The organism is Pelovirga terrestris (assembly GCF_014773365.1).
GTDB lineage: Bacteria > Desulfobacterota > Desulfuromonadia > Desulfuromonadales > Geopsychrobacteraceae > Pelovirga > Pelovirga terrestris.
In genome coordinates this window covers 22,378-44,507 of sequence record NZ_JACWUN010000007.1, presented here as the reverse complement: position 1 = coordinate 44,507, position 22,130 = coordinate 22,378, and the positions used below count along the sequence as shown (strand labels likewise).

Below are 22,130 nucleotides of genomic sequence, written 5' to 3'. Positions count from 1 at the left end.
CAGGCAGTGATAGCGGATACGTTGCCGGGGAAAAAGGTTCTTTTGTTCGGCGAATTTGTATAATAGTCTACCAGTTTCTGGAGGATATTCTCTATTTTCTCTATTTTCTCTATTTTTTTCTGCGTGGACGAGGTGGTTGCCTCTGTGGGTACAAAATATGTCTGATAACATTCTGGTCGTCGATGACGATGATTCTCTGCGGCGGATGATGGAATATACCCTGCAACAGGCGGGGTATAAAGTACGTGTTGCCGGCGATGGTGACGAGGCACTGGCGGCGGTGCGTAAAGAACCACCACGCTTGATCGTCACTGACCTGAAAATGGAGCGGATGGGCGGGTTTGAGCTGTTGACCCATGTCCGGCAGGATTATCCTGAGATTCTGGTGGTCATGGTGACGGCCTTCGGCAGTGTCGAGAGTGCCGTCGAGGCGATGCAGCTTGGAGCCCATGATTACCTGGTCAAGCCCTTCTCCCGTGAAGCGCTGTGTCTGGCGGTGCAACGGGCCCTTTCCTACGGCGGCTTGCAGCGGGAGAACAAAGAGCTGCGTAAGAAAATTGCCCAGGGTGAAAGTTTTGAACTCATCACCGCCGCACCTGTCATGCAAAACCTGATTGCTACCCTGGATCGGGTGGCAACGTCTGACGTGCCGGTCTTGCTGACGGGAGAAAGTGGCTCGGGTAAAGAACTGCTGGCGCGGCGTGTCCATGAAAAAAGTGCACGGGCTGGACAGCCCTTTATTGCACTAAACTGTGCGGCAATTCCACAGGGGTTGATCGAAAGTGAACTGTTTGGTCATCTGAAAGGATCGTTTACTGGAGCGCTGAAAGATCGTAAGGGGAAGTTTGAACAGGCTAATGGCGGTACTCTCTTCCTCGACGAAATCGGTGAATTGCCGATTGATCAACAGCCGAAGCTGCTGAGGACTCTGCAGTTGGGAGAAATCGAGCCGATCGGCGGCCAGACCTGTTCTGTCGATGTGCGGGTGGTAGCTGCCACCAATCTGAATCTTGAAGATGAAATTCGTCAGGGTAACTTTCGTGAGGACCTCTACTACCGGCTGGCGGTCATCCCTCTCGAAGTTCCTCCCTTACGGCAACGCCGCGAGGAAGTCCCTTTGTTGGCCCGTCATTTTCTGCGGCAATATTCAGCAGAGCGCCAGCTCGGCATAAAAGACGATGTTATCATTGCCTTGCAACAGTATTCGTGGCCGGGTAACGTCAGAGAACTGAAAAACCTGATGCAGCGTCTGGCGATTTTGTGTGATGGGGATTCTGTCGACATGATCGATTTGTCTGCCAATCTGCTTGCTGATAGCGCATCGATAAATCGATCTGGCCTATCTGGCCTATCTGGCGATTCTGTTAAGACAACTTCCCCCTTTGTGTTGCCCACCACCGGATATCCTCTTGAAGAGCTGGAAAAATCGGCAATTCGACAGGCCTTGCAATTAAGCAGCGGCAACCAGACCCGTGCTGCTGAGTTGTTGCACATCCCACGTCATGTCCTGCTGTATCGACTGGAAAAATTTGGTCTGAAATCCCCCTGAAATTTTGTTGCTGTTTTAATGAAACTGACATACTACGCCGGCGGACGTGCCGTCATCATCTGAAGGTTGTTGCTTTTGCGACGGGTCGGGAACCTGTGCGCCTCATCTTTTCACTGAACACGATAGTGCCGCTGATATACTGCATAAAAAGCAACGGGCACCACAATCAGGGTAAACAGCGTCGAAGAAAACAAGCCGAAAATCAAGGCCCAGGCCAGGCCGGAAAAAATCGGATCCAGGGTGATCGGCCAGGCGCCAAGGGCGGTGGTCAGCGCGGTCAGGACGATGGGCCGCAGGCGTACGGCGCCACAATCGACGATGGCTTCGTGCAGAGGCACTCCTTGCGCCAGAGCGCTGCGGATAAAATCAATGAGCACCACCGCGTTGCGGATGACGATGCCACCCAGCGCGATCATCCCGATCATCCCCGTGGCGGTGAAAAACACCGGGTCGGCAAAGCCGCCAACCGGCCGGTCCATGAGCAGATTGAGCAGCCAGAAACCGGGCATGATACCGATCACGGTAAAGGGGATGGACATCAGAATCAACAGTGGCAGCAAGAAAGAGCCGGTCTGCAAAGCGAGCAGGATATAGACCCCGATCATGGCGGCGCCAAAGGCCAACCCCAGATCGCGAAACACGCGGATGGTGATTTCCCATTCCCCTTCGCCGGCCCACTGGACCTCAATGCCGTCAGGTGGCGGTTCCTGACGCAGTTTTTTTTGCATGTCGAGAATTGCTTCCCCCGGAGCCTGGCCGGCCATTTCTGCCGTTACATAGACCACTGGTCGCAGGTTTTTGTGGTAGATGGTCTGCGCTTCGGGCCGCTCAACGAAGCGACCCAATTCGGACAGGGGCACCGGTTGACCAGCGGCGCTGATCAGGTGCAAGTTGCCAAGACTTTGTGCTCCGGTGCGCTGTTCCCGGGGCAGGATGACTTTAACAAAGAGGGGCTGCCGTTCGCCATCAGGGTGCAAGGTAACAGGATGACTGCCGGCGACCGCCAGAGCGATGGTTCGGGTGATGTCGTCGGTACTGATGCCATGCAGGGCGGCTTTTTCTTTGTCAGGGATGAAATCAAGTCGCATGCGTGGTGACTCAATGGTGGTGTTCAGATCAACGACAAAGGGTTCATCAGCCATCACTCTGGTTACCTGGTGGGTTGCGTTGATCATATCCTGGTAATCAAGACTTGGAGCACCATAGACTTCGGCAACCACCGTCGCCAGCACCGGTGGACCGGGCGGTGTCTCGACAATCTGTAACGTCGCGCCATAGCGTTGGGCCAGATCTTCCAGATCGCTCCGCAGGCGCAGGCCTAGAGCATGGCTTTGCATGTGCCGTTCGTTCTTGCCGACCAGATTAATGCGAATATCGGCCAGATGGGGTTGCTCACGCAGATAGTAATGGCGAACCATTCCATTGAAATCCATCGGTGAAGGATGACCGACATAGGAGACAAAGCTGGTCACTTCGGGGATGTTGCGCAGATAGTCTTCGAAAGCACGGACCATGCGATCGGTCGTCTCCAGCGTGCTGCCTTCCGGCAGATCCAGCACCAGTTGCAGTTCGTTCTTGTTGTCGAACGGCAGCATCTTCAAGGGCACCAGGCGTAACATGGGCAGCGCCAGGGACAGGACCAACAGAATCAGAATGCCGCCGAGCAGGGCCCAGCGCCAACGGCGCGCACCGAGAAATGGTTCCACGGTCGCGCGATAACCACGCTTGAGCCAGGAGGGAATAACATCCTCCCCCTTTAAGTCTTCAGCGCCGTCTTTTTCCACCCGTCGGCGAATCAGGGCATGGGCTAGCCAGGGAACCACGGTCAGCGCTGCCAGGGTCGAAAAAATAACCGTCAGGGGAACATTGGCCGCCATCGGCGCCATATAGGGGCCCATCATGCCGGTGATGAAAAACATCGGAGTGAAGCAGACGATGATCGCCAGGGTCGAAAGAATGACCGGCGGCAAGACCTCGCTAACGGCAAACAGGGTTGCTTCGCGCGGCTTGCGCTGCCGTTTGAGAATGTGACGCTGAATGTTGTCGACGTTGGTGATGGGATCATCGACCACCAGACCTAAGGACAGAATCAGAGCGAACAGGGTCACCCGGTTGATGGTATAACCCAGCAGAAAATTGACGAACAGCGCCAGGGAAAAACTGATGGGTACCGCAAGGGCAACGATGAGCGCCTCACGGCGTCCCAGGGTAAAAGCCAACAGCACCACCACGGTAACAATGGCAAAAAACAGCGAGGCAAGTAGATCACCGACTTTTTCCCGGGCAGTTTCACCATAGTTGCGCGTCACCTCAACAAAAACGTCATCGGGGATGACGGACCCTTTGAGCTCGTCCAGACGCTGCAGAATCGTGTCAGCGACGGCAACGGCGTTGGTGCCTTTTTTTTTCGCCAGGGCGAGGGTTACTGCCGGATAGGAACCGACAGCGGCGGCCGGGGAGATGTTGAAGGAATCAAGGCCGGTGGCTGGATGTTGGGTATTACGCTCGAGAAACAGGGCGGAAAACCCGATGCGCGAATAATTGCCGGGCTCCTGCGGGCCATCGAATACGCTGGCGACATCGCGCAGGTAGACAGGGCGTCCGTCATGCACCCCGACCACCAGTTGTTCAACATCCTGAGCTGATTGCAGAAAGGCGCTACTGACGACACTGATGTCGCGATTAATCGCGGAAAAGCTGCCGGCCTGTACCGCCGCATCGGCTCCCCGCAGTGTTGCAGTAACCTGCAGCGGGGAAATTCCGCGCGACGCCAGGCGAGACGGATCGAGTTCGACCCGGACTTCACGGCTGCGTCCACCAACCAGTTCCGAGCGGGACATATCATTGACCTCGGTCAGTCGTGCCAGCACCTCCTGACCGATGCGACGCAGGGCGAAATCGTTGTAATATTCGGAATACAGGGTCAGGTTGACGATGGGAACATCATCGATTTCCACCGGCCGGATGACCCATCCCTGAACGATGGGCGGCGCCTGCTCGATGTTCATACTGATCTTGTTGTGTAATTTGACCAGGGAGCGCTCGCGATCCTCACCAACATGGAAACGGACAGTGACGATGGCCAGACCATCGCGCGACATGGAATAGACGTATTCGACTCCATCGATCTGCCAGAGAAGCTTTTCCAAAGGGGTCGAGACCAGTTGTTCAACCTCACGGGCTGATGCCCCGGGCACCTGCACGAACACATCGGCCAGAGGTACAACAATCTGCGGCTCTTCCTCGCGAGGAGTTAGAAGCAACGCTGCCAGCCCCAGCACCAGGGCAAAAATGATCATTAAAATGGGGGGCTGCGGCTGCAGAAAGGGCGCGACCAGGCGCGCAATGAAACCTTGCGGAGTCGCCGTTTGTTCACTCATGGCTGGATGCCACGCAGCACAAGCTGCTCATTACCGGTGAGACCGGAAAGAATTTCTACCTCATCCGCGATGCGGGCGCCGGTAGTTACGAGCAGGGTTTTGATCCCTCCTTCTTCGGCAATCTGAACCAGTTCCAACTGACCGATGCGCACCACAGCGGTAGCAGGGACCAAAACCGCCGAGCGCGCCTCCAGCCCCACCCTGAGGCGCCCGAACATGCCGGGGAAAAGCCCCCGACGATCAGCCAGGGTCACTTTAACGACAAGACTGCGGGTGCGTGGGTCGGCGCTAGGCATTATCTCTTCCACTTGCCCCTTAACGGAGCGCTCACCGATCAACAGGTCGACGTCCTGACCCAGGGTCAGACGCTGAATCAGCGATTCCGGCACCAGGGCTTCCAGGCGCAGCATCTCTTCCCCCTGCAATGTCAGCAACACTTTCCCCGGCATGGCCAGATCGCCCGGATCCACGAGCCGCTCAACGACCTGGGCCGCCATCGGCGCGACAATCCGCGTATAGTCGAGGGCCACAGCCGCTTCATCAATCTGTTGGCGCGCCCCCTCAATGCCGGCCTCGGTCGCGGCCAGTGCGGCTAGCGCCTGCGCCAGGAGCGCCTGCGCCTGACCTCGCTGCGCTTCGACGGCTTCCATCTCTTGCTGCGTGGCCGCCTGCGCCGCCAGAAAGTTGCGGATTCGCTCGAATTCGGCCAACACCCGGGTTTCTTCGGCACGGGCCGCTTCAATCGCTTGCTCTGCCTGAACCTTCTGCGCAACAGCCGTATTGAGAGCCTGCTGCGCTTGCTGATAACGTGCCCGCAAGGTACGATCATCGATTTTCACCAGCAGGGCGCCCTTGCCTACGAGATCACCGGAACGCACTGCGACCTGTTCCACCCGCCCCATCACCTGAGACTCTATGCGCCCGGTAGTGCGGGTTTGCAAGGTGCCAACCGCCTCGTAGTATTGAGGTAAGGCCACAATTCGCGCGGCCACTAGTTCTTCACCCAAAGGACGGGCAGCATCAGGTGCTAAAGCGTCCTCGGGCCCGATTTGCCCGGTCCTGAAAAAGCCGCCAACATAGAGAATCAGCCCGACCAGCAGTAGGCCACCGATGACCGATGGTAGCCAGCGTTTCACATCGTTTTTCTTAGTGACATCCTGCGTCATTGAGCGCCTCCCGTTGATTCAGCATAAAAATGCCCCTCACCCAGGGTGCGCGCCAGCTCCACCAGAGCACGCAAGTGGTCGCGCTCGGCTGCGGCTACGGCCATGCGACTGCGGCTTAGAGACAGTTCAGCCTCCAGATAGCGTGTCACTGCGGCTGCGCCCCCGGCAAAACGCGTTTGTACCAGTGCAAAGGCCTCTTGGGCTTGCGTCACTGCCGCAACCGTTACCCTCTGGTGCGCTACAGCTTCCTCGACTCCCAACCAGGCTTTACGTACCTGTAGTTCAATGTCTCGGCGCAGGTGCCGATCAGCAGCCAGGCTTTGCTGAACCAGGCTGCGGGCTTTTTCGGTCCGTGCTGAGGTGGCAAAGCCGGCAAAGAGCTCCCAGCTCAGACGAGCACCCAGGGTCCAATTAAGTTGATCAGCGTTATAGGCCAGGTTGGAATCATCATGGTAAAGGCGTGCCTCCAGATCAAGGCGCGGCAGATATTCGGAGCGGGCAACACCGTGTCCCAGGCGTGCGCTTTGCAGGTTCAGCCGGCTCCCGGTCAATTCTGCCCGGTGCGTTAAGGCCCGCTCAAGGGCCTGAGCATAATCTTGCGGAGGCTCGTAGGTAAAGCTGTTAGAGGCGATGTGCAACGGGGTATGGGCATCGCGGTCGAGCAACACCGCCAGGGCTGCCTGCAGCCGTTGCTGATGCGCACCGGCACGAATAATTTCTGACTTCGCCTCGGCCCGTCGTACCTGCAAAGACAGCAGATCCGCTCGCAACAGGCTGCCCCCGGCAAGGCGCACCTGCGCCAGTTCGATCTCGCGCTCGACCACGGCAAGACTCTGCTGGGCGATCTCCATCAGGGTCTGTGCCGTCTGCAGAGCGAGATAGGTATCGATGACGGCAGCTTCAAGCTGATTGACGAGGGCGGTGTGTTCATTGTGTGCCTGCTCCAGTCCTAACCGGGACTGCTGGTAACGTAGTCTGTCGCGCCCGCCGGCATAGAGGTTCATCTGTGCCTGAATCCCGGTTTCCCAATTGTCGAAGCGGCCGGGATTGTTGAAGTCCACCTGCGAAGGTAACTGGTGTGCATCGATGGTTTTGAACAGATAGGCAGAAGGGGCGTCGCCGCGCAGGTATTCCAGCGAGATCTCCAGTTGCGGCCAAAACGCCGCCCGACTCTCTTTTACTGCTGCTCGTGCCTGGGCGATGCGCGCTTGGGCCTGCTCCAGGACCGGATTTGCAGAACGCGCCAGACTCAGGGATTGTTCCAGGGTAAGAACTTCGGCCCCGGCGCCAAAAGCCGCTGTCCATGGAGACAACACCAGCAATAAAGCCAAAAACACCTGTAATGCCTTCATATATGGCATGAACATATCTCGACAAGAAAGAGATGAAAAAAATGGAACAATCTGCACATATATAAATATTTATATAGCTCTATGTATTATTTGTCAACGGCATCAGGCCGTCTTGCCACTCAAAGAGAGGAGATTGCCTTTTTGAGTTTATCCCGTACCTGACCGGCGATCGAATCGAGTTCCGGGTTGTCGATGGCTTGCATCGAGGCAAGAGGATCGACTGCTGAAACTTCGATGCCCCCTTCTGGAAGCTCCCTTAAGATGACATTGCAAGGGAGCATGGTTCCTATGTGTGGCTCAACCTGTAATGCTTGGTAGGCAAAATTCGGATTACAGGCTCCGAGGATCTTGTAAGGGGTGAAATCAACATCCAGCTTCTTCTTCAACGTTGCCTGCACGTCGATCTCTGACAACACCCCGAACCCTTCTTCCGCCAGGTGTTTAATGATCCGTGTTTCGGCATCAGCGAAGGTTGTGTTCAGTGTTCGGCTGAAATGATAGGTCATGGAAGAAATCCCCTTTCGTCGCTTGTTGGCAAAGATGTTCCAACCTTCATTCTATCATCAACCGCCACAGTCGCAAGGCGTTGCTGCGCTTATGTCATCGCATCGACGTACGTACGTACTCATCACTGCTCAATAGTCGCGAACCTCACAGTTGACCCTTTGGGTTGATCCAGCCACATTGATACTTTTTACGAAAGTATCAATGTGGCTGCAGATTATTCTACGGCTGTCTGTAGGATAGTCTGCAAATCGTCCCTCTAGGTTTTTTCCTTAAATCCCAACCATCTGAAAAACAATAGAAAAATGATTTGGCACATAAGTTGTAATACCTTGTCGGTAGGGATTGCTGTTGATTCATCCTGCTGGTGTCGGAGGTTTGTGTGAAAATTACTTTATTTGGACTTTGTACCTTGGTGTGGCTATTGGGAAGCCAAGCTGTTGCGGCTGAGGAAAACCTTGAAGCATTGGTTGCCCAGGCGTTGACCAGGAATCCGGAAGTTGCGGTTTCTGATGCTCGCTGGCAGATGCTGCGGCAGCGAGCGGAAGCTGCCGGCTCCCTGGAAGACCCGATGCTGATGCTCGGGATTCAAAATGCCCTGGTAAGCGACCCCTTCAATTTTCGTGAGGATCCCATGACCCAGAAGGTCATCGGCATTTCCCAGATGATTCCTTACCGGGGTAAGCGTGGGGCTAAAACTGCTGCGGCATATAGTGAGGCGCAAGCTGCACGCTGGCTCATCGATGAGCGCAAGCTGGAACTGGCACAAATGGTTCGGGAAACCGGCTATCGTATTTATGCCGTGGATAAGAGCATCGGCCTGACCGAAGAGAATTTGCAGTTACTGGATGATCTGATCGCTCTTGCTGAAACCCGTTATGCCGTGGGGCGAGGATCGATGCAGGAGATTCTGGCGGCCCAGGTGCAGCGCTCAAAAATGCAGGAAATGCTCCTGGTGCAAAAGCAGCAGCGCCAGATCCAGCAGGCACTGCTCAACGAGTTGCTGGCCAGGCCCCAGGTGACAAGCGTCGGCACCATGCCGGAGCTGACCCTGGTTGAGCCCAGTCTCGAACCGGAAGCCCTGCGTCAGCAGGCCCTCTCCCAGCGGCCGCTGCTGCACAGCCTTGCGGCCCAGCACGAAAAGAGTCTGGCTAATCAACGACTGGCAAAGCTCGATTTTTACCCCGATGTCACTATCAGTTTTGAGTACATGCAGCGTGATCGGCTGCGGTCCGGCATGGGGGATGTGGAGGGGGAAGATATGTACGCCCTGACCCTTTCCTTCAATCTGCCGGTTCAGCGCGCTAAGCGTCGTGCCATGGTTCATGAGGCCGCAAGCGAGAGCGCTATGGTGACCAACGAACTGCGCGCTGTGCACAATGCCATCGAGGGGGGGATTACCCAGCGCCTGGCTGAGCTGGAGCTGCGCTCCGGGCAGGTGATCCTTTACCGTGAAGCGATCATCCCTCAGGCCGAACAGTCACTGGAAGCCTCAGTCTCTGCTTATCAGGTGGGAAAACTTGAGTTTTCCATGGTGCTGGATCAACAGATGGGGTTGTTCGGCTATCAAATCGACTATCACAAGATGCTGGCGGATTATCACATGTCTCTGGCGCAATTGCGGACACTGGTTGGTGGGGAGCTGTGATGGTGTGGTCTCGGGAAAATCAGGGAGTCGGAATGCTTTCTCTTGCGGGCAAAACTCGGCTGACGCCTCAAACAGTTCCCCGCTGTGTTCAAGCATCCCGACTCCCTGATAATGAGTTCTTTAACTAGCTGAAACTGTAATTATTCAGCAATATCCTTGCGCAGGGTCGGGTGTCCTGTGGCAAGGGTGTTTGTCGCCATGGACGGCGACAACAAGCGGTCATGGATGACGAAAAGCGTCCCTTGGCATAGGATTCCCGATCCGGTGCTGAACAGATACCTGAAACTTAACATTGATGGATTGGCCGATGAAAAAAATACTTTTGTTACTACTGACGATTTTATTGCTGGGCGCTGCTTATGTGGCTGCCGAAACGCCCAAATACATCAGCCCGATGCACCCCTTTATCACCTCCGATGAGCCGGGGCAGTGCCCCATCTGCGGCATGGATCTGGTGCCCTATGATCAGTTCGAGAGCGGCGGTACCGGCAGCACCATCGAAATCGACCCAGTGGTGGTGCAGAACATGGGGGTGCGTCTGGCTCAAGTCACGCGCGGCAATCTGAGTCGCAACATCCGCACCGTTGGTATCGTCGGTTATGAAGAGACTGCTCGGACATCCGTCAACAGCAAGATTTCCGGCTGGGTCGAGGGGTTGCATGTCAATCAGGCCGGCCAGGAGGTCAAAAAAGGGCAGTTGCTGCTGACCATCTATAGTCCAGATCTGGTCAGCGCCCAGGAAGAGTACCTCATGGCGCTGCGAAATTATGAGCGCCTGCAACAGAGCTCCATTGCCGGCGTCGCGGACAGCGCTGAAAAATTACTGGCTGCGGCAGAAACCCGGCTGCGCTATTGGGATATCTCTGCGAAAGATATCGAGGGGTTGCGCCAGTCCAAAAAGGTGCAGCGCACCCTGCCTCTGTATGCACCGTTTAGTGGAGTCGTGACGGAAAAAATGGTCAATCAGGGGATGTTTATCGCTGCCGGGATGGAACTGTACCAGCTTGTCGATCTCTCGCGTATCTGGGTCTATGCCGATATTTACGAGTACGAATTGCCCTGGATTGCTGGAGGGATGGCGGCCGAGGTGGAGATTCCCCAATTGGGCAAGACCATCCCCGGCAAGGTCGATCTGATTTATCCCTACGCCGATGGCATGACCCGTACGGTCAAGGCACGTATTGAACTGCCCAACACGGATCGCCAGCTGCGCCCCGACATGTTTGTTACGGTGCGCCTTGAGGGACGCAGCGTCACTGATGCCCTGCTGGTGCCCAGTGAAGCGGTGCTTGATTCCGGTCAGCAGCAGCGGGTGTTTGTCGCCCTCGGCGAGGGCAAGTTTGATCCCCGTCCAGTCCACGTGGGTTTGCGCGGTAGTAACGGGTTGGTTGAGGTCCACGGCCTCAATGAGGGAGAGCAGGTGGTGGTCAGCGCCCAGTTCATGTTTGATTCGGAAAGCCGTTTGCGTGAGGCCATTGACAAGATGCGCGCGGTCACCGGCCAGGATGTTTCCGTTGACGATTTGTTCAACGATCACAGTGGTCATTGACCCTTAAGGTACTGAAAGGTTATTACGATGTTATCCCATATCATTGAGTGGTCGTTCCGCAATCGTTTCCTGGTGATCCTGACCACCGCTTTTCTGGTGGCGGGTGGGCTGTTTGCCTTGCGCAACACCCCCATTGATGCCATCCCTGATCTGTCCGATGTCCAGGTGATTGTCTTTACCGAGTACCCCGGGCAGGCCCCCCAGGTGGTGGAGGACCAGGTCACCTACCCCCTGACCACCCAGATGCTGGCGGTCCCGGGAGCCAAGACGGTGCGCGGTTATTCCTTCTTTGGCTATTCCTTTGTCTACGTCATCTTTGAGGACGGTACCGATCTCTACTGGGCGCGTTCGCGCGTGCTGGAATATCTCAACTCGGTTTCGGGGCGCCTGCCCCAGGGGATTAATCCGACCCTTGGTCCCGATGCCAGCGGCGTTGGTTGGGTTTATCAGTATGCCCTGACCTCCGATCGTCACGATCTCCAAGAGCTGCGCAGTCTGCAGGACTGGTTTTTGCGCTATGAACTGTCTTCGGTGGAAGGGGTCTCAGAGGTTGCCGGCCTCGGTGGTTTCGTCAAGCAATATCAGGTGGCCGTCGATCCCAACCGGCTGCTTGCCTACAATATTCCCGTGACCGAACTGATGATGGCCATCCGCAACGCCAATCTGGATGTCGGCGGCGGCGCCATTGAGATGGGGGAAACGGAATTCATGGTGCGCACTACCGGTGGCTATATCCGCTCGGTGGAAGATCTAGCCAACGTGGTGGTGATGGCGACTCCGGGAGGTGCGCCGATCAGGGTGGGGGATGTGGCTCAGGTGCGCATCGGTTCCGAGATGCGCCGCGGCATCGCTGAGCTTGACGGTGAAGGGGAGGTTGCCGGCGGTATTATTGTCATGCGCTCGGGGGAGAATGCCCTGAAAACCATCGAGCGGGTCAAACAGAAACTGGAGGAACTGAAAAAAGGCTTGCCCGAAGGGGTGGAGATTGTTCCGACCTACGATCGCAGTGAACTGATCACCGGAGCGGTCAAGAACCTGCAGCACAAGCTGATCGAAGAGAGCATTGTTGTGGCTCTGGTGATTATTCTTTTCCTGTTCCATCTGCCCAGCGCCTTTGTCGTTATCCTGGCGCTGCCGATAGCGATCCTGATGTCGTTCATCATCATGTATCTGCAGGGGATCAGTTTCAACATCATGAGTCTCGGCGGTATCGCCATTGCCCTTGGAACCATGGTTGATTCGGCCATCATCATGGTGGAAAATGCCCATAAAAAACTGGAATTTGCCCCGGCCAATGCCAATCGAAAATCGATCATTGTGGAAGCGGCCAAAGAGGTCGGCCCGACCATCTTTTTTGCCCTGCTGGTAATTACTGTTTCTTTTGCGCCGGTGTTCACTCTTCAAGAACAGGCCGGACGCATGTTCAAGCCTCTGGCCTATACCAAGACCTACGCCATGGCCGCCGCCGCCCTGCTGTCGATTACCCTGGTGCCGGTACTGATGAGTTTTTTCATTCGTGGCCGGATTCGTGGGGAGACAGCCAACCCCGTCAATCGTGGACTGATCCGCATCTATCATCCCCTGGTGGATGTCGTCCTTAAGCGCCGCAAGACCGTCCTCTTTGTCACGTTGCTGCTGCTGTTGTCGACGGCCTATCCTCTAAGCCGCCTTGGTACTGAATTCATGCCGCCGTTGTATGAGGGGGATCTGCTCTACATGCCTACCACCCTGCCCGGCATCTCGGTGACCAAGGCCAAGGAACTGTTGCAGCAGACGGATAAAATTATCGCCTCTTTCCCTGAGGTGGAGCGGGTTTTCGGCAAGATCGGCCGGGCTGAGACTGCCACCGATCCGGCACCGATGATGATGGTTGAAACCACCATCATGCTCAAACCCCGGGATGAGTGGCGCTATCTGCCGACCGACAGGTTTTACAGCCACTGGCCTGATGCTTTAGCTTTCATCAAAAAACCATTGCGCCGGGTGTTCCCCGAAGCGAAACAGATGACTATCGAGCAGCTGACCGACGAGCTTAATCGGGCAGTGCGCTTTCCCGGCTTGACCAACTCCTGGACCATGCCGATCAAAACCCGCATCGATATGCTGTCCACCGGCATCAAGACCCCGGTTGGTATCAAGGTCATGGGGGATGACCTGAATATTTTAAGCCGCCTGGCAGAAGAAATCGAAGCGGTGGTGCGTGATCTGCCCGGAACCAGATCAGCCATTGCTGAACGGGCCGTCGGTGGGTTCTTCCTCGACGTTGATATTGACCGCGCGGCCGCTGCCCGTTACGGCATCAATATCGGCGATATTACCGAGGTGGTGCAGACCGCCATCGGCGGTATGAAGATTGCCGAAACGGTGGAAGGGCTGGAGCGCTATTCCATTAATGTGCGTTACGATCGTGATTTCCGGGATGATGCCGATAGTCTGAAGCGAGTCCTGGTGCCCGCTCCGGGGGGGCGCCATATCCCTCTGACGCAGGTCGCCAATCTGGTAGTGCGTCAGGCTCCCGACAGCATCAAGAGCGAGAACGCCCGCCGGACGGTCTGGGTTTATGTTGATCTTGCTACCAGTGATATCGGCAACTATGTCGCGGCTGCCCGCAATGCCGTCATCGAACATGTTTCCTTGCCGCCGGGCTACAACGTGGTCTGGAGCGGTCAGTATGAGTATATCGAATCGACGCGCGAGCGACTGCTGGTGATCATCCCCATGACGATTCTGGTGATTTTCGTCCTGATTTATATCAGCACCAAATCCCTGGTGCGCACCGCCATCGTCTTTTCCGCCGTGCCCTTTTCCCTGATCGGTGCCTTCTGGCTGCTCTACCTGCTTGATTACAACCTGTCCATCGGCGTCTGGGTCGGCCTCATCGCCCTGGCGGGGCTGGATGCGGAAACCGGCGTGGTGATGCTGCTCTATCTTGATCTGGCGCATAAACGCTGGAGCGAGGAGGGGCGGATGCGTACCCGCGGTGATTTGATCCAGGCGATTCACTACGGGGCGGTGCGGCGAATCCGTCCCAAGGTGATGACGGTGGTGACTATTATCGCCGGCCTGATGCCGATTATGTGGAGTAGCGGTATCGGTTCCGATGTGATGAAGCGTATCGCCGCGCCGATGATTGGTGGCACGGTGACATCCCTGCTCCTCGAACTATTGCTCTACCCGGTATTCTTTTACCTCTGGCGCTCCCGTTCCCTGGACCCCAGTCCGGTGCCGACGGTTCCGGATGAGGAATTAACAACACCTGTGAAGGTAAATTCACCAGAACCTCTCAACCAAGGAGAAACAACATGAAAAAAATGACAAAAATGACGATTGCCCTGGCTTTGCTGCTGCTGTTCCTCACCGCTGGAATCTCTCTAGCCATGCGCCACAGCGGCCACAGTGGCCACGGCAGCAGCGCCCCGGCGGCATCGGGGCATGACGCCCATCAGATGAAAAAAACATCTGAAGCTGGACACAGTGGTGGCCATATGGGGATGGAGATGACTGATGACATGATCATGCTCGGCACCCAGGCTCGGGATGGGGTCAAGGCCATGGCGCACATCAGTGATACCCGTGAGGCCATGGCTGCCGCCGGAATGAAGCAGACCCATCACCTGATGGTTGCTTTTGAAGACGCTGCTACGATGAAGGCGCTCGACTCCGGTCGGGTCGCTGTGCGCATTGTTGCGCCAGGTGGACAAACCTTGCCGGCCATCTCGCTGTCAGGGATGGATGGAGCTTTTGGTGGTGATGTTGAGTTGCGTGAAAAAGGCACCTATACCCTGCAGGTGGGAACCCAGCTGCAGGATAATAAAGCGCGACAGTTTGAATTTCAGTATGAAGTGAAGTAGCAAAAACGCTGAAAAAGATTCCAGCAGCAAACAGCAGTAAACACCGCCGGTACCATTTTTTCCAACAATTGAAATGGTACCGGCTCTTGTTATGCGGATAAAAGTGAAGCAGGCTGTTGGCATATTTTGTTCGGAAGGCTATAACAATAGCTTTCGTAGTCAAGGAGCAAAAGATGCCGCACAATGTCAATGAACGTCTGGATGAACTGGAGATCCGTGCCAGCTATCAGGATCGGCTGCTGGAAGAACTCAATGCGGTTGTCACCGACTGCAATCTGCGCATCGATCAGTTGACCCGTCAGAATCGCCAACTGCAGGATATGGTGAAAAATCTCGGCGGGTCGCTGGAGGAGTCGCCCGATGAATGACGGCGGAGCGGATTGATGGCGGTGGAGTTGTGGCAGCAACGCCTGAAAGAAAGTGTCACGACGGTGGAGGAACTGGCGCAGCGCTTCGGCATTGATCCGGAACCGCTGCGTGAAGTGACAGCACGCTATCCGCTGAAAATTACCCCGGCGTATGTTGATCTGATTGGTGAGGTCGGGGACCCCATCTGGCGCCAATGTGTCCCGGATGTGCTGGAGCTGGAAGACGGTGGTTACGCCGACCCGCTGGCGGAAGCGCACTATGCTCCCGTACCGGCCATCATCCACCGTTACCCTGACCGGGTGATTCTGCTGGCGTCCAACAATTGCGCCGGATACTGTCGTTTTTGTACCCGCAAGCGCAAGGTCGGTAGCAGCGAGCACGCCGTCAGTTTTCGTGAACAGCGTGAGGGAATCAACTATATTGCCGGTGATTCACGCATCCGCGATGTCATCCTCTCCGGCGGCGATCCGCTGATTCTGCCCGATGCTGTCCTTGAGGATCTGCTCGCCCGGATTCACGCCATTCCCCATGTTGAAATCATCCGCATCGGCAGCCGGGTACCGGTGACCCTGCCGGAGCGGATTACCCCGGCGCTGTGCGCCATGCTCAAAAAATACGCCCCGCTTTATCTCAACACCCATTTCAATCACCCGCGCGAACTGACACCGGCGTCTGCCGGCGCCTGTGCCCTGCTCGTTGACCAGGGTATTGTTCTCGGCAATCAGACCGTATTGCTGCGCGAGGTTAATGACGATGTTACAACCATGACTGAGCTGTTGCGTGGATTGCTCAAGATCCGCGTACGTCCTTACTATCTGCATCAGATGGATCTGGTCCAGGGCACCGCCCATTTTCGAACCCCGCTGCAGACTGGTCTTGATCTCATCCGCAGTGTGCGAGGCCCGGTGTCGGGCCTGGCCTGCCCCCATTTTGTTGTCGACCTGCCCGGTGGCAAGGGGAAAGCACCCTTGTTGCCCGATGGATTAAGCTATCGGGACGGAAAAACACTGATTACCACCTCAGATGGGGAACAGGTGGATTATCCGGATGTGCTGGATACCGTTTCAGTGGCCAATGATCCTGCCTGAAGGCAGCTGCTGCTCCTGCGCCCTTATGCCGGGGTAAAATACAGCAAGATCCAGTCTGTTGTGGCGTTAAACGGCTGTTCTCTAGAGTAAAGCAACAGTTTCCCCTGAGGTGATACGCCGCCGATTCACATCCAATCCGTGCCAAGCTCACCCGGTCGGCTTCTAAGTCGCTCGAGATCAAAATCCTTGCTCAGGTGGGTTGTCTGTATGGCCCCGCCGTCAACCAGACGCTGCTGCAACCTGTAAAAATCTGTTGCTGCTTCAAGACCGAAATAACCACACTGTTGTAACGTCAGCCGTTTTTGTTCCTGTACGGCTTCATGATGAGGGGCCAGTTGAAAGGTGCGATGGTGGCCAAATTCATGCCCCCGGGTCTTACCGGCCAGGGCGTTGTAATAATGATTATCGGTAGCACATAACAAAAAGCTCAGATGTTCATCCTCCAGCTTGTGCTCGGCATGATGTAAAAATTTCTGCAACAGCAATAATAAGAGCATATACTTCTGGGGGTAGGATATCTGTTGATATTTTTTCGCCCGTTCACTCTGCATGGGAGGCGCTAAAATGTTAACCTGAAGCTAAGGAACGCAAGAGCCCTTGATTTCCTTGTCACAACGAAAAGTTCCTCGTTTCCGAATGATCGCCAATTTTTGCTGAGGAGTTCATGTTATGCGGTTATTCACCTGCGGTCATTGTGGCCACCGGTTATATTTTGAAAATGTTGTATGTGAACGCTGCGAAGCACCCCTCGGTTTTCTGCCCGACCAGCTGCGTCTGGTTTCTCTGGATGCCGGTGACAATGGAAGATGGCGCCCCCAAGCAGAGAACATGGAATATCGTAAGTGTCTTAATTATGAACAGCTTGCGGTCTGTAACTGGATGGTGCCGACAACAGACCAGCATGATTTTTGCGGAGCCTGTCGGCTCAATAAGACCATTCCTGATTTAAGTGTGGCGGGCAATATCGATTTATGGCGCACCCTTGAGACAGAAAAACGCCGATTGGTCTATTCGCTGCTACGGCTGGGGCTACCGGTTATGTCTGGTGAAGCTGAACCAGGTGGGTTGGCGTTTGATTTTCTCGCTGACCGTGGCCCTGCCTTCAGTGAGCGGGGAAAGGTGCTTACCGGTCATGATGCCGGGCTGATCACCATCAATATCAAAGAAGCCGACCCCGCCGAACGCGAGCGGATGCGTGAGGAAATGGCTGAGCCCTACCGGACCCTGCTTGGTCATTTTCGTCACGAATCGGGGCATTATTACTGGGATCGTCTGATTCGCAATACCCCCCATCTTGGGGAATGTCGCAATCTCTTTGGGGACGATAACATGGACTATAGTGCCGCCCTTGAGCAGCACTACCAGCAGGGGGCGCCGTCTGGCTGGCAGGAGAATTACATCAGCAGTTACGCCACCATGCACCCGTGGGAAGACTGGGCTGAAACCTGGGCCCACTACCTGCACATGGTCGATACCCTGGAAACCGCCTGGCAGTTCGGTATCGGTATTCGTCCCAAAGCCGGTGATGACGCCACGGAAGCGATGCGTCAAGATTTCGATCCCTATCGGGCAGCAACTATCGATATATTAATTGAGCACTGGTTGCCCCTCACCTTTGCCCTTAACAGCCTCAATCGCAGCATGGGACACGAGCATGCGTACCCCTTTGTCATTTCACCGCGCGTCATCGAAAAACTCGACTTCGTCCATCGGGTTGGGCGCCAGGCGGCGTAACCCGGACGAGTGCCGGATCTAATTCAATGGCCGAGATTATTTATTCCAGGGAGATACAATGAAAACTCACGTTGATGTTGTTATTATTGGCGCCGGTTCCGCCGGGCTGGCGGCGGTACGTCAGGTTAAAAAGAAAACCGACAGTTTTGTCCTGATGAACGACGGCCCCTATGGTACCACCTGTGCCCGGGTTGGCTGTATGCCCTCCAAGGCCCTGATTGAGGCGGCTAACGCCTACCATGCGCGGCACAAAGCCGAAGCATTCGGTATTCGAGGCAGCGCTGGTTTGTCCATTGATGTGCCGGCCGTGCTGCAACGGGTACGCAGCTTGCGGGACCGGTTCGTGTCGGGGGTGCTCAAATCCACCGAAGCCCTCGGCGCGCGCAGTATCGCCGGGCGGGCCAGGTTTGTCGGACCCAATACGGTTGCGGTTGGTGATCAACAATTTGAGGCCGGGCGCATCATTATCGCCACCGGCTCCCATCCCGTTGTTCCTGCGTCGTGGCGTTCGCTGGGTGATCGCCTCCTGACTACCGACACATTTTTTGAATTGAAAAACCTGCCGGCGCGGATGGCCGTGATCGGTCTGGGGGCTATCGGGGTTGAAATGGCCCAGGCACTTTCACGCCTGGGTGTAGATGTTCATGCCTTCAGCAATAGCGATCGGCTGGCCGGCATTTCTGATCCAAAAGTGGCTGCCTGTCTGCAGGAAAGCCTAGGGTCAGAGATGAAACTTTATATCGGCCATGAGGTTGATCTCAGTGCAACGCGCGACGGTGTTCGAGTCCAGGCCGGGGCTGTCGACCTGGAGGTGGATCAAGTGCTCGTGGCGATCGGGCGCAAGCCGAACCTTGATGAGCTGGGCTTGGCGGAACTGGATATCGATCTCGATGAGCGCGGCATGCCGCCGTTTGATGCCAAAACCATGCAAGTCGCTGATCTGCCGATATTTATTGCCGGCGATGTGAATGGGGATCTGGGTTTGCTGCATGAAGCTGCAGATGAAGGCTTCATCGCCGGGGTTAATGCGGTCAGTGCTGAGCTGACCTGCTATGAGCGCCGGACACCACTGGCTATCGTCTTCTCCGATCCCGCTATTGCTGCAGTTGGTCAGCGGTTCAGCAGTCTTGATCTGGAGCAATGTCTGATCGGCCGTATCGATTTCGCCAGGCAAGGACGCGCCCTGACCGCACAGAAGAATAAGGGCGTGCTGCGCATCTATGCCGCCCGCGGTGACGCCCGCCTGCTTGGTGCGGAGATGTGCGCGCCGGCTGCCGAGCATCTGGCTCACCTGCTTGCGCTGGCCATTCAGCGCGGCCTGACCGCTCACGAGCTGCTGGCTATGCCGTTTTACCACCCGGTCCTGGAGGAGGGGCTGCGTACTGCCTTGCGTGAGATCTCCAAACAATCACAGGGCGGGGGGGGCGACCTCAGCGCGTGCGACAGTTTCCAGATCGAGGCGCTGGACTGATGTTTTCCCAGAACCAGTGAAAGGCGAAGATCAATCCCGGGGTTTTGGCCTTGCTTTCGTTGTAGATAAAGGTTCGGGCGTCCTTGCAGGGAATGAATTCAAGGAGGATCTCTTCGGTGTGAACCCCGCCACCCTCGTGGCGTTTCATGCTGTCGTCGATTTCGGCGTAAAAGAGATGCTGCTTGTTGCCGCTGACGCCGACGTTGGTGAAAAAAGAGCAGATTTTACTGATGCTCTCGACGGGAACATCAAAACCGCATTCCTCATCGATTTCTTCGCGGGCAATCTGCCCCAGGGGCACTTCTTTGTCGACCAGTCCGGCGCAGAGTTCATAGGTACATAAGTGCTCTGGATGATTCATGTGAACGGCCGGACGAAACTGTTTTACCAGTAAAAAGGCGTCATGGTCACGATGATACAGTAGGACGGCGACACTGTCGTGACATTGCACCGCTTCCCAGGTGCGTGATGCGCCGTTTTGCTGATAATACAGACGCACCGGACGGACGAATTGTCCGTTATCCAGCGGGGTGACATGAAAGTCATTGATTTCAAATGGCATGAAGGTTCTGATTTCTATGTTGGTGTAGGGGCGCGGTTGCCGCGCCCCTACCAAATTGTTATTCGGCAATTTTCAGAACAATTTTACCGAAATGCTTGTCCTCTTCCATCATGGTGTGGGCAGCGACGACCTGATCCATGGGGAAAACTTTTTCGATGATCGGCACGATGCTGCGGTCGGCAAATTTCGGCAGGGCGCGGCGGGTGAATTCGGCAACAATCTCCCCTTTTTCCGAGACCGGGCGGCTGCGCAATACCGAACCGATAATCTGCTGACGTTTGACCATCATCAACGCCAGATTGAGTTCGGCCTTGATGCCGCTGATCACACCAATGACCACCAGCTTGCCCTTGTAGGCGAGGGAGTTCATGTTGGGTTTGAGGTATTGGGCGCCGACGTGATCGAGGATGACGTCAACTCCTTTTTTGCCGGTGAACTCTTTCACTATATCGGTAAAATCGGGGGTGCTGGTATAGTCGATCACCAGGTCAGCTCCCAGTTCCTTTACCCGGTCCATCTTGCTGGGGTGGGCGGTGACAATCAATTTGGCGTTGGGGGTCAGGGCTTTGGCCAGCTGGATCGCCGCGGTATTGACGCCGCCACCGCCACCATGCAGGATGGCGGTCTGACCATCTTCGAGGCCGCCGATCATGAACACATTGAGAAAGGCTGTGATGTAACTTTCATTGACGCAGGCCGCTTCTTCAAAGCTCATGGTGTCGGGAATTGCCATCAGGTGATTGGCGTAGGCCACAGCATACTCAGCATACCCGCCGCCACCGACCAGGCTCATCACCCGATCTCCAACGTTCCAGTTGCTGACCTGGCTGCCAAGCGCTGTGACGGTGCCGGCAACTTCAAGGCCGAGGATTTCCGAATCGCCGGGAGGTGGTGGATAATTGCCGACGCGCTGTACCAGATCAGGACGGTTGATGCTGGTGGCTGCTACCTTGATGAGAACCTCGTTCTCTTTGGGTTGGGGCTGTTCCACCTCGCCAACGGACATGACCTCCGGTGCGCCGAACTCTTTTAACAGAACTGCTTTCATGCGGGTCTCCTTTGTTGATTAGAATGATTGGCAATTAACCTCAGTTTAAGGCATAATGCGCCGCTGATAAATTCATCGGGATATCGACCTCGCAGTATAGTCGGATTGTCTGCAGGATTCAAATTGCCATTGGGATTCAGGCGGATTTTTGTGATGAGAACATGGCGCTGTACTATCTGTGGTTACTTGCACGAGGGAGATTCTCCACCGGCATTCTGCCCGTTGTGCCATGCCACGGCAGATAAGTTTGAACTGATCGAATCGGTTGGGCAGAGTCGGTCTTTTGCCGGCAGGCTCAAAGAAGCGTTGGGTCAGATGCGTGAGACATTTGCTCCGCATGCTGTATCTGCACACTTCCCCGCGGCCCTGATTCCAACCGCTGTCTTGTTTCTTGTTCTGGCTATGGTCAGCGGTTCTCGTTCTCTTGAGTTTGCCGCACTTGCCCTGCAGGTGGTGATTGTCGTCAGTATCCCGGTGACCATGCTGACGGGTTTCTTCATCTGGCAGAAGAATTACCACAAATCGCGTAGTGTGATTTTCAAAAAAAAAATAGCCCTGGCCTGGCTGCTGTTGCTAATCGCGTCGGCAATCATGATGTGGCGCCTACTGGCCCCTGATCTGTTGAGCAATGGCGGAGCAGGGTCTGCATTTTATTTGCTGCTCAATTTTTTTATGCTGGCTTGCGTTACCCTGCTCGGTCATTATGGTGGCATGCTGGTCTCGGCGCAGAGAAAAACAGACGGGTAGATGAGTGACGCTATCATTTTAAAATAATTCTTTTTAGTCTCTGTTTAGCGCAGGATTGCCGATCCGGTGCAAGGACAGAGCTGAATAGCTACTCTTTTTATTTGGTGCAATG

17 protein-coding genes are annotated in these 22,130 nt (G+C 55.6%); 10 read left to right on the top strand and 7 right to left on the bottom strand.

Annotated elements, in window-relative coordinates; genetic code table 11:
* The first annotated feature begins 157 nt into the window (after window positions 1–157).
* Window positions 158–1,549 carry a sigma-54-dependent transcriptional regulator gene (locus tag ICT70_RS07460; RefSeq protein ID WP_191155094.1) on the top strand — a complete coding sequence of 464 codons (1,392 nt, stop codon included), beginning with the start codon at window positions 158–160 and terminating at the stop codon, window positions 1,547–1,549.
* Window positions 1,550–1,659: 110 nt separating this feature from the next.
* Here ICT70_RS07460 and ICT70_RS07455 read toward each other — a convergent pair whose 3' ends face one another.
* From ICT70_RS07455 to ICT70_RS07440, 4 genes are all read right to left on the bottom strand, one after another.
* Window positions 1,660–4,929 (bottom strand): efflux RND transporter permease subunit, encoded by a 3,270-nt coding sequence (locus ICT70_RS07455; protein WP_191155092.1) that lies wholly within the window; start codon window positions 4,927–4,929, stop codon window positions 1,660–1,662.
* A complete protein-coding gene (locus ICT70_RS07450) occupies window positions 4,926–6,095 on the bottom strand; it encodes an efflux RND transporter periplasmic adaptor subunit (RefSeq protein WP_191155090.1) in 1,170 nt (389 codons plus the stop codon). Before ICT70_RS07450 ends, ICT70_RS07455 begins: the two co-directional genes overlap by 4 nt.
* The gene (locus ICT70_RS07445) at window positions 6,092–7,456 is read right to left on the bottom strand and encodes a TolC family protein (RefSeq protein WP_191155088.1); all 1,365 of its coding nucleotides are present in this window, start codon (window positions 7,454–7,456) and stop codon (window positions 6,092–6,094) included. The genes ICT70_RS07450 and ICT70_RS07445 overlap by 4 nt, the downstream gene beginning before the upstream one ends.
* Window positions 7,457–7,566: 110 nt before the next feature.
* The gene (locus ICT70_RS07440) at window positions 7,567–7,953 is read right to left on the bottom strand and encodes a DUF302 domain-containing protein (RefSeq protein WP_191155086.1); all 387 of its coding nucleotides are present in this window, start codon (window positions 7,951–7,953) and stop codon (window positions 7,567–7,569) included.
* Between the two features lie 422 nt (window positions 7,954–8,375).
* Between ICT70_RS07440 and ICT70_RS07435 the strand changes: the two genes are divergently transcribed.
* The 6 genes from ICT70_RS07435 to ICT70_RS07410 all read left to right on the top strand — a co-directional run bounded on the left by ICT70_RS07435 (window position 8,376) and on the right by ICT70_RS07410 (window position 16,456).
* Complete coding sequence (locus ICT70_RS07435; RefSeq protein WP_191155085.1) at window positions 8,376–9,599, top strand: TolC family protein; 1,224 nt, start codon at window positions 8,376–8,378, stop codon at window positions 9,597–9,599.
* Window positions 9,600–9,906: 307 nt separating this feature from the next.
* Window positions 9,907–11,148 carry an efflux RND transporter periplasmic adaptor subunit gene (locus ICT70_RS07430; protein ID WP_191155083.1) on the top strand — a complete coding sequence of 414 codons (1,242 nt, stop codon included), beginning with the start codon at window positions 9,907–9,909 and terminating at the stop codon, window positions 11,146–11,148.
* Window positions 11,149–11,175: 27 nt separating this feature from the next.
* On the top strand, window positions 11,176–14,454 hold the full coding sequence (locus ICT70_RS07425; RefSeq protein WP_191155081.1) for an efflux RND transporter permease subunit: 3,279 nt from the start codon (window positions 11,176–11,178) through the stop codon (window positions 14,452–14,454).
* The gene (locus ICT70_RS07420; RefSeq protein WP_191155078.1) at window positions 14,451–14,999 is read left to right on the top strand and encodes a hypothetical protein; all 549 of its coding nucleotides are present in this window, start codon (window positions 14,451–14,453) and stop codon (window positions 14,997–14,999) included. The genes ICT70_RS07425 and ICT70_RS07420 overlap by 4 nt, the downstream gene beginning before the upstream one ends.
* Window positions 15,000–15,172: 173 nt before the next feature.
* Complete coding sequence (locus ICT70_RS07415) at window positions 15,173–15,367, top strand: SlyX family protein (RefSeq protein WP_191155076.1); 195 nt, start codon at window positions 15,173–15,175, stop codon at window positions 15,365–15,367.
* A 15-nt stretch (window positions 15,368–15,382) separates the two neighbouring features.
* Window positions 15,383–16,456: a KamA family radical SAM protein gene (locus ICT70_RS07410; protein ID WP_224746899.1), complete on the top strand. Its 1,074-nt coding sequence runs from the start codon at window positions 15,383–15,385 to the stop codon at window positions 16,454–16,456.
* A 125-nt stretch (window positions 16,457–16,581) separates the two neighbouring features.
* Here ICT70_RS07410 and ICT70_RS07405 read toward each other — a convergent pair whose 3' ends face one another.
* Window positions 16,582–17,007 carry a hypothetical protein gene (locus ICT70_RS07405; protein WP_224746898.1) on the bottom strand — a complete coding sequence of 142 codons (426 nt, stop codon included), beginning with the start codon at window positions 17,005–17,007 and terminating at the stop codon, window positions 16,582–16,584.
* A gap of 118 nt (window positions 17,008–17,125) precedes the next feature.
* On the opposite strand from ICT70_RS07405, the gene ICT70_RS07400 reads away from it, so the two are divergent.
* Window positions 17,126–18,190 (top strand): zinc-binding metallopeptidase family protein, encoded by a 1,065-nt coding sequence (locus ICT70_RS07400; protein ID WP_191155073.1) that lies wholly within the window; start codon window positions 17,126–17,128, stop codon window positions 18,188–18,190.
* 58 nt (window positions 18,191–18,248) lie between these two features.
* Complete coding sequence (locus ICT70_RS07395) at window positions 18,249–19,661, top strand: dihydrolipoyl dehydrogenase (protein ID WP_191155071.1); 1,413 nt, start codon at window positions 18,249–18,251, stop codon at window positions 19,659–19,661.
* Here ICT70_RS07395 and ICT70_RS07390 read toward each other — a convergent pair.
* Both ICT70_RS07390 and ICT70_RS07385 read right to left on the bottom strand, forming a co-directional pair.
* On the bottom strand, window positions 19,621–20,223 hold the full coding sequence (locus ICT70_RS07390; RefSeq protein WP_191155069.1) for an NUDIX hydrolase: 603 nt from the start codon (window positions 20,221–20,223) through the stop codon (window positions 19,621–19,623). The genes ICT70_RS07395 and ICT70_RS07390 overlap by 41 nt on opposite strands.
* 58 nt (window positions 20,224–20,281) lie before the next feature.
* Window positions 20,282–21,271, bottom strand: a complete 990-nt coding sequence (locus tag ICT70_RS07385) for an NAD(P)H-quinone oxidoreductase (RefSeq protein ID WP_191155067.1) — start codon at window positions 21,269–21,271, stop codon at window positions 20,282–20,284.
* Between the two features lie 153 nt (window positions 21,272–21,424).
* On the opposite strand from ICT70_RS07385, the gene ICT70_RS07380 reads away from it, so the two are divergent.
* Window positions 21,425–22,018 (top strand): rubredoxin-like domain-containing protein, encoded by a 594-nt coding sequence (locus tag ICT70_RS07380; RefSeq protein ID WP_224746912.1) that lies wholly within the window; start codon window positions 21,425–21,427, stop codon window positions 22,016–22,018.
* Window positions 22,019–22,130 lie beyond the last annotated feature (112 nt).